The following is a 13,269-nucleotide window of genomic DNA, read 5'->3' as shown; positions in this document are numbered from 1 at the left end:
CAAAAGGGTCGCGCCTGACTATTGCGGGCGCAGTCAAAGGGCAAGCCGCGCAAGGCCTTGGCGCAGGGCACAAAATGACGATATAGGAGTGCGACCACCAAGGAAGGGGCCGAAGATGTCCGATGCAGAGCAGCCACAGATCTACCTGATCACGCCACCCGAAATCGAACTGAGCCTGTTCCCCACCGATCTGGCGCGGGTTCTCGACACCACGGATATCGCCTGCATCCGTCTGTCCCTGGCCACCCGTGACGAAGACCTGATCCTGCGCGCCGCAGATGCCGTGCGCGAGGTGGCGCATAGGTTCGATGTGGCGCTGGTGATCGACACCCATGTGGTGCTGGCCCAGCGCCTTGGCCTTGACGGCGTGCACCTGACCGATGGCGCGCGGTCGGTGCGCATGGCACGCAAGGAACTGGGCGAGGATGCCATCGTCGGCGCGTATTGCGGCCAGCTGCGCCATGACGGGATGAGCGCGGGCGAGGCGGGGGCCGACTATGTCAGCTTCGGTCCCGTGGGCGCAACCGCGCTTGGCGACGGATCCCGCGCCGAAGAAGAGCTGTTCGAATGGTGGTCGGAAATGATCGAGATCCCCGTGGTCGCCGAAGGCGGTCTCGATGCCGAGATCATCCGCCGCCTTGCACCGATGACAGATTTCTTCGGCATCGGAGAAGAGATCTGGCGCAGCCAAGACCCGGTGGCGGCGCTCGATACGCTGACATCTGCGATGGCTGGCTGACCGGGCAGGAGGGGGCTCTGCCCCCGCGCCTTCGGCGCTCCCCCGGGATATTTCTGAACCAGAGAAGTAACGGATTGTTAACCTTGACGCGGCAGTCTGCAAGGTGCGGTACAGGCGGGGACGCCGATGGCCGTAACCGGAGAAGCCCCTTGCCCTTGTGCAAGGGGTGGACCGGACGACGGACCTTCTCTGGTTTCCAAATATCCCGGGGGTTCGGGGGCAGAGCCCCCGACGGGTCCATCAATGGACCCGGAACAATGCGTCATCGCATTGTCGCCGCGTCAGGGAATGATCCGCGTGTATTTCACGCCTTCCAGCGTCGCGCCAAGTCGCAGGCCGGCCTGGCCGAAGATCACCGCGATGACGGGGGCCAGCGATGTGGTGGTTTCGGCCGCGATGGTCTCGCCCCCTTCGGGGATCGCGTATTCGATATTGGCCCCCGCCGCCCAGCCCGGCGAGCGGCGGAAATTCATCAGGGCGTCCTCGGTCATGAAGAACAGCACATGGGCATATTGCTGTGCACCGATCTGCAAGCCGGCGCTGGCCTTGGTCGTGGAGTAATAGTCCACCGTCACGCCACCGACGCGCAGCGCACCGCGTCCGAAGGCGCCGCCCAGGCCCAGACCGGCCTCGGTCACCAGGGGCATCACCAGAAGACCGTTGGCATTGGACGCCAGGTTCTGGGTTCCGGGATAGCGGCGGTACATTTCCGCCAGCGTCGCGTCGACCCGCGCGTCGATCCGCGCGGCGCCGTTTCCGCCCACCCCATTGGCACAACCCGCCAACAGGAAAGTGCCGCCGAGGCCAAAAGCCAGCTCACGTCGTGTCAGGGATGTCATCTGTCTGCTCTTTCTCTGCCGAAGAATTACCAAAGCCTCGTGGTCCGGCTGTCTCGCCGGTTGGCACCACTATAGCGACATGCCGTCGCGTTGTCACCAAGGATAGATCACCGTCGGCGGCGCAGCGCTATCCGTTGAGAAGCCGGGCCGCCGCGGGCGCGAAATAGGTCAGCACCCCGTCGCAACCCGCCCGTTTGAACGCCATCAGGCTTTCCAGCATCACCCGGTCGTGATCGAGCCAGCCACGCTCGGCGGCACCCGCCAGCATCGCGTATTCGCCCGACACCTGGTAGGCAAAGGTCGGCACGCCGAACATGTCCTTGGTGCGGCGGCAGATGTCCAGATACGGCATGCCCGGCTTGATCATCACCATGTCGGCCCCTTCCGACAGGTCCCGCGCCACCAGACGCATCGCCTCGTCGGAATTGCCGGGATCCATCTGGTAGCCCTTCTTGTCGCCCTTGAACGCGCCCGAGGCCCCCACCGCATCGCGGAAGGGCCCGTAAAAGGCGCTGGCATATTTCGCGGCGTAGCTGAGGATCGCGACATTCGAGAACCCTTCGCCCTCCAACGCGCCGCGCATCGCGGCGATGCGGCTGTCCATCATGTCGGACGGACCGATGATGTCGGACCCGGCGCGCGCCTGGCTCAGCGTCTGCCTCACCAGCGCCTCGACCGTGCGGTCGTTCTCGATATAGCCGGTCTCGTCCATGTATCCGTCATGGCCGGTGATGTTGTAGGGGTCCAGCGCGACATCGGTCATCACCATGATGTCCGGCACCGCGTCCTTGATGGCGCGGGTGGCGCGGTTCGACAGGTTCTCGGGGTTCCACGCCTCGACGCAATCCTCGGTCTTGAGCGCGGGGTTGGTGTAGGGAAAGAGGCAGATCGCCGGGATGCCCAGGGCATGTGCCTCGCGGGCCGCCTCGACCACCTTGTCGACCGATCGCCGCACCACGCCGGGCATCGAGGCCACCGGTTCCTCGATCCCGTCACCATCGCGCACGAAGACCGGCCAGATGAAGTCATCCGGCGTCAGGGTGTTTTCGCGCACCATGGCGCGCAGTCCTTCGGAGCGACGCAAGCGACGCAGGCGTGAGGCGGGAAACGGGGGGGTGATCGGGTGCATCTGTCTTACCTGTCTGGTCTCATCGGCAAAGGGATGCACCCCAGCCGCGCGCATGTCCAGTCCCGGACCTGCGCGCGGCCTGTTCAAAAGCGGCTCAGACCAGCGCGCCGCCCTGCAGCGTCAGCGGCTCGGGCGTGCCGCGATGGCCGAGGTAATCCGGGCGCGGTGCCTTGGCGGCAAAGGGATCGGCCAAGGCGTTCGACACCGCGTTGTAGACGAAGAACGCGTTCGACCGCGGATCGGGCGTGATATTGCCGTTCGAGCCGTGGATCGTGTTGCAGTCGAACAGCACGAGCGTGCCGGCCGGGCCTTCGGCATCGGTGATACCGTGCATCCGGGCGAGATCGCGCAGGCTCTCTTGCGAGGGTGTGCCGACCTCCTGCTTTTTGAGCGAGCTTTCGTGGTTCGCGTCCGGGGTCTCGCCCTGGCAGGACACGAAGGTCCGGTGCGATCCGGGCATCAGCATCAGCGCGCCGTTATGGGCGCGGTTGTCGGTCAGCAGCAGCGACGCCGACACCGCCCGCATCCGCGGCATGCCGTCCTCGGCGTGCCAGGTCTCGAAATCCGAGTGCCAGTAGAACTCCTTGCCGGTGAAGCCGGGTTTGTAGTTCAGGCGGCTCTGGTGGATGTAGACCTCGTCGCCCAGCAGGAACCGGGCGACCCCGGCGACACGGGTGTCGCGCGACAGCCGGTCCATCAGCGCATGGTGACGTTCGAGATTGAACACGGTGCGCACCGCGTCCGAGCCCGGTTCGGTGACCACCTCGTCGGCGGCGCTTCCTGCCAGATCGCTGCGCAGGGCGGCCGCCTGATCGACCAGTGCCGAGATTTCATCGGTCGAGAACAGGTCCTTGAGAACCAGGAACCCGTCGCGATCGAAGGAAGCGGCCTGATCGCGCGAGATCGGGGCCATGTCGGTCCAGTCCTGCCAGAGCACCGGGTCGCTCCGGTCCATCCAGCGTTCCCGATCCGGTCGGCGCGTCGGATAAAGGTCTGTTTTTGAGAGGCTTTCCGTATGATCATATTCAAGCGGCATTTTTTTGCTCCTTTTTTTGGGTGCTCGAAAACATTGTGAAGATGGAATGCGGGACGATCCGCGAAGTTCCAAAAACAACAGCGGTCCGAGGACCTGTGGCGCGACGTCAAGGGGTACTGGGCAATCGGGTGAAGCCAAGCTAGAGAAGGCGAAACGACGAATGGGGACCGCCGCGTGGACTGGTACAGCAGTGTATTCGAACTGATTGACTTGCGCTCCTTTTCCAATCTCTGGTTCTGGATCGTCCTCGCCGTGATCTGGTCGTCGGCCAGCCATTGGATCCTGGGCGTCCCATATGACATGGTCACGCGGGCTCGTCGCCGCGGCGCCAAGGCCGAGGACGACCTGACCGATCTCCTGCGCATCAACACCGGACGGCTGCTTTACATCGCCGAAGAGGCGGGGTTCCTGATCGTGGCCGCGGGCACGTTCTTCCTGGCGGGGTTCGTGGTGCTGGGCTGGGTCTATCATGTCGAGATCGCGCAGGCGCTGTTCCTGCTCGGCTTTCCGATGTCGCTGGTCAGCCTGCTGAGCGTCCGGACCGCGCGCAAGCTGCACGAGACCGATCAGGATCTCGAGGCGGTCTACAAGCGCCTCGCGCGCCACCGGCTTGCCGTGCAGGCGATCGGGATGGTGTCGATCTTCGTCACCGCGATGTGGGGGATGTACGTAAACATGAGCATCGGCGTGCTTGGCGGTTGACGTGGGCTGTGCCGAAGGCCACATGACCGCGCTATGAGCATGTCCCGACATATCACCATGGGTGGCGCGCCCGAAGGCTTCGACGCGCGCCTCGTTCTGGCCGAAGCCGAGAAACACGGCGGCGCGGTCTGCCATGTCGCGCGCGACGACCGCCGTCTGGCGCAGATGCGCGACGCGCTGCGGATCTTTGCCCCCGACATGCCGGTCTTTCTTTTCCCGGGCTGGGATTGTCTGCCCTATGACCGGGTGTCGCCGAACCCGGATATCTCGGCCGCGCGCATGGCCACATTGGCGGCGCTGACCCACGCGATGCCGTCGCAATACGTGTTGCTGACCACCATGAGCGCCGCCACCCAGCGCGTGCCCGCGCGCGACATCCTGCGCGAAGCGGCGTTCACCGCGCGTGTGGGCAACCGCGTCAACGAAGAGGCGCTGCGCAATTTTCTTGTGCGCATGGGGTTTTCGCAGGCGCCCACGGTGCTGGAGCCCGGCGACTATGCCATTCGGGGCGGCATCATCGACATCTATCCGCCGGGTGAGGGCGGGCCTGTGCGGCTTGACCTGTTCGGCGACGTGCTGGACGGCGCGCGGCGGTTCGATCCGGCAACGCAGCGCACGACGGAAAAGCTTGACCTGGTGGAACTGGCGCCGGTGTCCGAGGTCATTCTCGACGAGGCGGCGATCACGCGCTTCCGGCAGAATTACCGCATCGAGTTCGGCGCGGCGGGCAGCGACGATCCGCTGTACGAGGCGGTCAGCGCGGGCCGCAAGCAGGCCGGGATGGAGCATTGGCTGCCGTTCTTCCATGACCGGCTGGAAACGCTGTTCGACTACATGCCCGGCGTGCCGGTCACCCAGGACGACCAGATCACGCCCGCGCGGCTGTCCCGTTGGGACGGGATCGTCGACCAGTACGAGACCCGCAAGGCAGCGCTGGCGCAGAAATCGCGGATGGACACGGTCTACAAGCCCGTGCCGCCAGAGCAGCTCTACCTTGACGATGCCGCGTGGGTGGAGGCCCTGGGCGACCGTCGCGTGGTGCAGTTCCACCCCCTGGCGCAAGCCTCCGGCCCGAGCGTCGTGGATGCGGGCGGGCGGATCGGGCGTAATTTCGCCCCCGAACGCCAGCAGGAAAACATAAGCCTCTTCAGTGCCCTGGCCGATCATGTTCGCGCAAAGATGCAGGATGGCCCGGTGGTCATCGCGTCCTATTCGGAAGGCGCGCGGGAACGCCTGTCCGGCCTGATCGAGGACGAAGGGCTGGCCGAAACCATCCCGGTCACCGACCTGACCCGCGTCGGCAAGCGCGGTCTGCACCTGACGGTCTGGCCGCTCGAACAGGGATTCGAGGCGCCGTGGGGTGGTGCGGGCAAAGACGGGCGGATCACGGTCGTGTCCGAGCAGGATGTGCTGGGCGACCGACTGATCCGATCCCCCAAGAAACGCCGCAAGGCCGAGAACTTCCTGACCGAGACACAATCGCTGTCTCCGGGCGACCTGGTGGTGCATGTGGATCACGGCATCGGGCGGTATCTTGGCATGGAGGTGATCACCGCCGCCGGGGCTGCGCATGAATGCCTGCTTCTGGAATATGCCGAAAGCTCAAGGCTTTACCTGCCGGTCGAAAACATCGAACTGCTGTCGCGCTACGGCCACGAGGAAGGCTTTCTCGACAAGCTGGGGGGCGGCGCCTGGCAGGCCAAGAAGGCGCGTCTGAAAGAGCGCATCCGCGAGATGGCGGACAAGCTCATTCGCGTTGCCGCCGAACGGGCGCTGCGCAAGGCCCCGATCATGGATCCGCCGCCGGGCGCATGGGACAGTTTCGCGGCCCGTTTCCCCTACCAGGAAACCGACGACCAGCTGCGCGCGATCGAAGACGTCATGGCAGACATGCATTCCGGCCAGCCGATGGACCGTCTGATCTGCGGCGATGTGGGTTTCGGCAAGACCGAAGTTGCCATGCGCGCCGCCTTTGTCGCCGCCATGTCGGGCGTGCAGGTTGCGGTGATCGCCCCGACCACCTTGCTCGCGCGCCAGCATTACAAGAGCTTTGCCGAACGGTTCCGCGGATTTCCGTTGGAAGTCAGACCCTTGTCGCGCTTTGTTTCCGCAAAGGATGCCGCTGCCACCAAGGACGGTCTGGCGCGCGGCACCGTCGATATCGTCGTCGGCACACACGCGCTTCTGGCCAAGGGCATCCGGTTCCAGAATCTCGGCCTGCTCATCATCGACGAGGAACAGCATTTCGGCGTGGGCCACAAGGAGCGGCTCAAGCAGCTGCGCACCGACATCCACGTGCTGACCCTGACCGCCACGCCGATTCCGCGCACGTTGCAATTGTCGCTGTCCGGCGTGCGCGATCTGAGCATCATCGGCACGCCGCCGGTCGACCGGCTGGCGATCCGCACCTATGTCAGCGAATTCGACGCGATCACCATACGCGAGGCGCTGCTGCGCGAGCATTACCGCGGCGGGCAGAGCTTTTTCGTCGTGCCGCGCATCAGCGACCTTCCCGAGATCGAGGAATTCCTGCGCGATCAGGTGCCCGAAGTGTCTTATGTCGTGGCGCATGGCCAGATGGCGGCGGGTGAACTGGATACGCGGATGAACGCGTTTTACGACGGCAAATATGACGTGCTGCTGGCCACGACGATTGTCGAATCCGGGCTCGACATTCCCACCGCCAACACGATGGTAATTCACCGCGCCGACATGTTCGGGCTCAGCCAGCTTTACCAGATCCGGGGCCGGGTGGGTCGGTCGAAGACCCGCGCCTATGCCTACCTGACCACCAAACCGCGCGCCAAGCTGACGACCACGGCCGAGAAGCGCCTGCGCGTTCTGGGGTCGCTCGACACGTTGGGGGCGGGGTTCACGCTGGCCAGCCAGGACCTCGATATTCGCGGCGCGGGCAACCTCTTGGGCGAGGAGCAGTCGGGACAGATGCGCGATGTCGGGTATGAACTCTACCAGCAGATGCTGGAAGAGGCGATCGCCAAGATCCGCTCGGGCGAGATGGAAGGTCTGGCCGAGGCCGATGACCAATGGGCGCCGCAGATCAACCTCGGTGTGCCGGTGCTGATTCCCGACACATACGTGCCCGATCTCGACGTGCGTCTGGGGTTGTATCGCCGCCTGTCGTCGCTGTCGACCAAGGTCGAACTCGAAGGTTTCGCCGCCGAGTTGATAGACCGGTTCGGCACCCTGCCGCGCGAGGTGAACACGCTGTTGCTCGTGGTGCGGATCAAGGCGATGTGCAAACGCGCCGGGATCGCCAAGCTTGATGGCGGTCCGAAAGGCGCGACGATCCAGTTCCACAACGACAAGTTCATCTCGCCAGAGGGTCTGGTGGATTTCATCAAGGATCAGAACGGTCTGGCCAAGGTGAAGGACAACAAGATCGTCGTCCGCCGCGACTGGAAGAAAGACAGCGACAAGATCAAGGGCGCCTTCGCCATCGCGCAGGATCTGGCGAAGAAAGTCAAAGAGGCCAAGACCGCCAAGGCATGACCTGCCGGGTGCCGGGAAATTTCGGAACGATCCGGGGAGCGGACGCGTTTTGCACTGATTGCAAAATGAAAAGTGGGCCCCGTGGACAAGCTTGCACAGAAACTCGGTCTGAAGACCGACCCGACGATCTTTTTCTCCGCCGCAGGCTTCACAATTATCTTCGTCATCGCCCTCGTGCTCTTTCCCGACCCCATCGGCGCCGCCTTTGCCGCCGGGCGGGCCTGGATCGTGGTGAACCTTGGCTGGTTCTTCATTCTGGGGGTCAATATCTGGCTGGGATTCCTGATCTGGGCAGCGACGTCGCGCCACGGGCATATCCGGCTGGGTCCCGAGGACGCGCGGCCCGAATTCACCAATGCAAGCTGGTTTGCGATGCTCTTTGCCGGGGGCATCGGCACGGTGCTCATGTTCTGGGGCGTGGCCGAACCGATCTCGCATTTCTCGGACCCGCCCTTGCCCGGGGTCGATCCCTTCAGCCAGGCGGCGGCGCAGGATGCGATTTCCATCGCGATCTATCACCTGGGTCTGCACACTTGGACGATCTTCACGCTTCCGGGGCTGGCCTTCGCCTATTTCATCAACCGGTACGAGTTGCCGGTGCGCGTGTCGTCGGTGTTCTATCCGCTGTTGCGCGACGGCATTTACGGCCCGGTCGGCAAGACCATCGACGTTGTCGCCATTCTTGGCACGCTGTTCGGTGTCGCGGTCTCGCTTGGTCTGGGCTCGAGCCAGATCGCGGCCGGGATGGACGCGCTGTTCGGCACCGGCGACGGAGCCTTCGTGCAGGTCGTCATCCTGACGATCCTGACCGCGGTGGCGATCACTTCGATCGTTGCGGGGCTCGACAAGGGGGTGAAGCTGTTGTCGAACCTCAATATCGGCATGGCGGTCGGGCTGATGATCTTCGTCCTGGTCTGCGGATCGACGCTGTTCCTGTTGCGCGGCGTGGTCGAGACATTCGGCCTCTATTTCGCCAACCTGCCGCGGCTTGCCTTCTGGAACGACATGCTGGCCGATCAGACCCCCGATACCGATGACTGGGACTGGCAAGGCTCGTGGACGGTGTTCTACTGGGCCTGGACCGTCACCTGGTCGCCGTTCATCGGGCTTTTCGTGGCGCGCATCTCGCGCGGCCGCACGATCCGGGAATTCGTGCTCGGCGTGCTTTTGGCGCCCTCGCTCTTCACGCTGATCTGGTTCGCGATCTTCGGCTGGCAGGCGATGCAGTTCGATGGGCTGGGCAGCGCCGCCCGCGCAGCCATGGGAGACGAGGCGGGTGAGCTGAGCGCCGCCGTGGCCGAAAGCGTGCCATTGGCGATGTTCGCGTTTTTCGAGAACCTGCCCCTGACCGGGCTGGTTCAGGGCGTCGCGATCCTCGTGGTGGCGATCTTCTTCGCCACCTCGTCGGATTCCGCGTCGCTTGTCGTGGACATGCTCTGCACCGGCAAGCCGACACCGGGTCCGGTGCGCCAGCGGGTGTTCTGGGGCGCGGCCGAAGGGCTGGTTGCCGCGATGCTGATCATCCTGGCAGGCGAAGCGGGGCTGACGGCGCTGCAACAGGTCATCACGGTTGTCGGTCTGCCGATCTTCGTGCTGGTGTCGATGATGATCCCGTCGCTGATCCTGGGGTTCGCACAGGAGGAGATCGACCATATCAACATCGGCACACGACCCGAATTGCAGGAATTCCATCCGGAAAACGACAAGGATCCGCAGTCGGCGGACAGGTCGGCGTGACGGGCGATTGTTGGAGCGGGTGACGGGGTGGAGCGGGTAGCGGGAATCGAACCCGCAACGTAAGCTTGGGAAGCTCGCGTGATACCTTTTCACCATACCCGCGCTCTGGAGGATCAGATACGCTTGGCCGTGTGGGGCGTCAAGAGGGCGCGCAGGGCAGGCGGGCGCACCGCGTTCCGGCGACGGATCGCGGCACCGGTTTGAAAGCGGCGCTTGCAACATCGGAGACAAGCCGCATACTCCCCCGACAGGCACGCCGGAGCCTTACGGACTCCCTCGACGGGGCAGGCGCAGCACAAGGTCGGCCGTGTGCCTGTTGCGTGCATCCAGCGGTCGCGCCGCACCCCAGGACGGGAATTTCGAATGTCGGTTCAGATCGTGGAATTGATCGGCTTTGCGGCTTCAGCGCTGGTTTTCCTGACCTTCTGCATGCAGACGCTGTTGCCGCTCCGCCTCGTGGCGATCGCATCGAACGTGCTATTCATCGCCTACGGCGTCACCGCCGGGCTTGTGCCGATCCTCATCCTGCACGCCGTCCTGCTGCCGGTGAATATCTGGCGGACAGGACAGCAATTGCGGCTGCGCCAGCGGTTGCGCCGCATGCTCGAAGAAGCGCCGGACACCAGCTTGCTGGTGCCCTTCATGACAGAGGCCCGGTTTCCCGCAGGTTCGGTGATCTTTGACAAGGGCGATCCCGCGGACCGTCTCTATGTCGTGCTCGACGGAGAGGTCCGTGTCGAAGAGGTCGGACACGAGATCGGCACCGGCGGAATTTTCGGCGAGATGGGGCTTTTTGCGGCGGACCAGCAGCGATCGGCCACCGTGCGCGCGGTCGGTGCGGTCTCCGCCGCGTGGATCGACCGCGCAACCGTCATCAGGATGTATCTCGACCACCCGGATTTCGCCCTCGCGCTGACCCGGTTGATCGCGTCGCGCCTGCTGGAGAACCAGCACCGGTTGCACGACACGCTGGCGTCGGAACGCGGGAATGTCGCACGGGATCGGTTGGTCAGCTCCGAGCAAGGATGAGAGCGCGCCGCGGGGCTGCGCGTGCGGCCCGGAGGGTGCGTGGATTGGAACAACCGAACGTGGTGGCCGTTGATCTTTGGAACGTCGACAAGACCGCAACAGATGCAAGGAGCCTCCCTCATGCGCGCCGGAACACGCACCGCTTTTCTCACCGGTTTTCTGCTCGCCACGCCGCTGGCGGCCCAGGATGTCTCGGGAACCATCACCGGAACACTGGGGCTGGAGCCCGCCAGCTGGTACGTGAGCACGCTTGACGACACCGGCGGCAGCGGTTGGGACCGGACCGACAACGCGGTGGATGTCCGGTTGGTCGGACTGGTGAGCCGCGAGGCCGCATCGCTCTCGGAAGGCGCGCTCACGATCGACATCCAGACCGAGGGCAATCCCACGGAAATGGACGTGACGGACTTCACCATCCGCCTGCTGTCGGACGGTGCTGTCGGAGAGGCGGGCGAGACCTATTCCGCCAGCGCCGCCAATGCCGATCTCGACCTCGAAACGCTGGAAATCTCGGGCAACAGCATGGTCCTGGCCGGCAGCTTCTCCGGTCGCCTGATCGAAGGCGGCGCGGAAGAGCTTGTGCTGGACAGCTCGGTGCCGTCGGTCACGGTGGACGGGAATTTCCAGGCGACCTTGGCCCGTCGCGATGCAGAGTGACGTCGGGCGCTGAATTGCGGCTCGATCGGTAGGGTGCGTGCTTGGCACGCACCTTTTGCGTTGGGGTGGTGCGTGAGATCACGCACCCTACGGCGTGTTTTTGGCGGACATGTCGGGTGGTTACCTCGTCGTCGCGAATGCGGCGGCGGCGTGTCCTCTCGCCCGGGCGAAGGCTTGGTCTTTGATCAACTGTGCGTCTGACGCCCGCCCAAGGTCTCACCCCCGCCGCCTTCTCCTTACCCGACCGCCGTCACTCCCGTCCCCCTGCGTGTTGAACCCGACCTCGGGCAGTTGCACCACCTTCCCCAGTTCCGGGAACGGGTCCGTGGCATGGGGGATGGCGTTGGCGGCGACGAAATGTTCCTGAAAGCGCGGCTCGATGGCGGTTTCGACCTTGGTGATCTGGCGCACGGTGCGTTCGATCTCGGCCCGCGCGGTGAGGTTGCAGAGCGCGATGCGCGCGCCGGTGCCGGCGGCGTTGCCGGCGCTCGACACCTTGTCGAGCGGAACGTCCGGGATCATCCCCAGCACCATCGCGTGTTTCGCGCTGATATGCGCGCCGAAGGCACCCGCCAGCACCACGCGGTCCACCACGTCCACACCCATCTCGTCCATCAACAGCCGCGCGCCCGCGTAGAGCGCGGATTTGGCCAGCTGGATCGCCCGGATGTCGCCTTGGGTGACGGTGATGCGCGGGCCGCCCTCGGCTGTCGCGTCATGGATCAGGTAGGCGTTGGTGCGGCCTTCCGCCACGCAGCGGTCGGTGCCGGTCTGCGACGCCGATCCGATCAGGCCCGACGGGTCGAGCAGCCCGGCGATGCGCAGTTCCGCCACCGCCTCGATGATGCCCGAGCCGCAGATGCCGGTGATGCCAGAGGCGGCGGTCTCGTCCCAGAAGCCGTCTTCGTCCGACCATATGTCACAGCCGATCACCCGGAAGCGCGGCTGCTTGGTTTCGGGGTCAATGCGGATCGCCTCGATGGCGCCGGGGGCCGCCCGCTGGCCACTTGAGATTTGCGCGCCCTCGAACGCGGGGCCAGTGGGCGAGGAACAGGCCAGCACGCGGCTGGTGTTGCCCAGCAGGATCTCGGCATTGGTGCCCACATCGACGATCAGCACCAAATCTTCGGATTTGCCCGGCTGTTCCGACAGCGCGACGGCGGCGGCATCGGCCCCCACATGGCCCGCGATGCAGGGCAGGATGTAGATCTGGGCGCTGGCGGGCAGGGCGGTGAGGTCGAGATCGCGGGCGGTCAGGTTGAGGTGGTTCGATGTCGCCAGCGCAAAGGGCGCCTGGCCCAGTTCCACGGGGTCGATGCCCAGCAGCAGGTGGTGCATGACCGGGTTGCAGACGAACACGGTTTCCAGAATGAGGCTTGGCGCGATGCCCGCTTCCCTGGCGATCTCCTCGGCCAGCGTGTTGATCGCATCGCGCACCGCGCGGGTCATCTCGGCATCACCGCCGGGGTTCATCATGGCATAGCTGACACGGCTCATCAGGTCTTCGCCAAAGCGGATCTGCGGGTTCATGATGCCCGAGGACGCGATAACCTGCCCGGTGTCGAGATTGGTCAGGTGGGCCGCGACGGTGGTGGAGCCGAGGTCGATGGCCAGCCCGTAAAGCCCGGTTTCGTGCAGGCCGGGCCATGTCGCGATGATGCTGGGTGTGGCATCGGCGCTGGTCTTGTGCAGGGCGACGGTGATCGCCCATTTGCCTCTACGCAGGGTGATTTGCAGCTGCGTCAGGACGGGGAATTCACAGGTGATCGCGGGGATGTCCCACTGGTCCTGAAGGGCGCGCGAGACGCGCTCCAGATCGCCGGTGGGCGTGTGCATGTCGGGCTCGTCGACGACGATATAGTAAAGCCGCGTGGCCGGGTCCATCTCGATC

General features: G+C 64.8%; 10 protein-coding genes and 1 tRNA gene. 6 read left to right on the top strand and 5 right to left on the bottom strand.

Annotation, left to right across the window (positions count from 1 at the left end):
* Positions 1–115 precede the first annotated feature (115 nt).
* The gene (locus LCF60_RS07705) at positions 116–739 is read left to right on the top strand and encodes a thiamine phosphate synthase (protein WP_292290877.1); all 624 of its coding nucleotides are present in this window, start codon (positions 116–118) and stop codon (positions 737–739) included.
* A 281-nt stretch (positions 740–1,020) separates the two neighbouring features.
* Here the strand turns inward: LCF60_RS07705 and LCF60_RS07700 are convergent, their stop codons facing one another.
* The 3 genes from LCF60_RS07700 to thpD all read right to left on the bottom strand — a co-directional run bounded on the left by LCF60_RS07700 (position 1,021) and on the right by thpD (position 3,743).
* A complete protein-coding gene (locus LCF60_RS07700) occupies positions 1,021–1,578 on the bottom strand; it encodes a YSC84-related protein (protein WP_292290875.1) in 558 nt (185 codons plus the stop codon).
* Between the two features lie 127 nt (positions 1,579–1,705).
* Positions 1,706–2,707 carry a porphobilinogen synthase gene (gene hemB, locus LCF60_RS07695; protein ID WP_292290873.1) on the bottom strand — a complete coding sequence of 334 codons (1,002 nt, stop codon included), beginning with the start codon at positions 2,705–2,707 and terminating at the stop codon, positions 1,706–1,708.
* A 94-nt stretch (positions 2,708–2,801) separates the two neighbouring features.
* On the bottom strand, positions 2,802–3,743 hold the full coding sequence (gene thpD / locus LCF60_RS07690) for an ectoine hydroxylase (RefSeq protein WP_292290872.1): 942 nt from the start codon (positions 3,741–3,743) through the stop codon (positions 2,802–2,804).
* A 174-nt stretch (positions 3,744–3,917) separates the two neighbouring features.
* Here thpD and LCF60_RS07685 point away from each other — a divergent pair, with 174 nt between their 5' ends.
* The 3 genes from LCF60_RS07685 to LCF60_RS07675 all read left to right on the top strand — a co-directional run bounded on the left by LCF60_RS07685 (position 3,918) and on the right by LCF60_RS07675 (position 9,692).
* Positions 3,918–4,445, top strand: coding sequence for a component of SufBCD complex (locus tag LCF60_RS07685; protein WP_292290871.1), 528 nt, complete (start codon positions 3,918–3,920; stop codon positions 4,443–4,445).
* 33 nt (positions 4,446–4,478) lie between these two features.
* The gene (gene mfd, locus LCF60_RS07680; RefSeq protein ID WP_292290869.1) at positions 4,479–7,955 is read left to right on the top strand and encodes a transcription-repair coupling factor; all 3,477 of its coding nucleotides are present in this window, start codon (positions 4,479–4,481) and stop codon (positions 7,953–7,955) included.
* An 81-nt stretch (positions 7,956–8,036) separates the two neighbouring features.
* A complete protein-coding gene (locus LCF60_RS07675; RefSeq protein ID WP_292290868.1) occupies positions 8,037–9,692 on the top strand; it encodes a BCCT family transporter in 1,656 nt (551 codons plus the stop codon).
* Positions 9,693–9,720: 28 nt separating this feature from the next.
* Here the strand turns inward: LCF60_RS07675 and LCF60_RS07670 are convergent.
* Positions 9,721–9,794: transfer RNA gene (locus LCF60_RS07670), tRNA-Gly, on the bottom strand.
* 261 nt (positions 9,795–10,055) lie between these two features.
* Here LCF60_RS07670 and LCF60_RS07665 point away from each other — a divergent pair.
* Together LCF60_RS07665 and LCF60_RS07660 are read left to right on the top strand one after the other, a co-directional pair.
* Entirely contained in the window at positions 10,056–10,721 is a 666-nt protein-coding gene (locus tag LCF60_RS07665) for a cyclic nucleotide-binding domain-containing protein (RefSeq protein WP_292290867.1), read from the top strand.
* 120 nt (positions 10,722–10,841) lie between these two features.
* Positions 10,842–11,378, top strand: coding sequence for a hypothetical protein (locus LCF60_RS07660; protein ID WP_292290866.1), 537 nt, complete (start codon positions 10,842–10,844; stop codon positions 11,376–11,378).
* Between the two features lie 216 nt (positions 11,379–11,594).
* Here LCF60_RS07660 and LCF60_RS07655 read toward each other — a convergent pair.
* The coding region (locus LCF60_RS07655; protein ID WP_292290865.1) for an ASKHA domain-containing protein at positions 11,595–13,269 on the bottom strand (1,675 nt) is incomplete at its 5' end.

Source organism: Marivita sp., assembly GCF_020055635.1.
In the GTDB taxonomy this organism is placed as follows: Bacteria; Pseudomonadota; Alphaproteobacteria; order Rhodobacterales; family Rhodobacteraceae; genus Marivita.
This window is presented reverse-complemented; position numbering and strand designations above follow the sequence as displayed.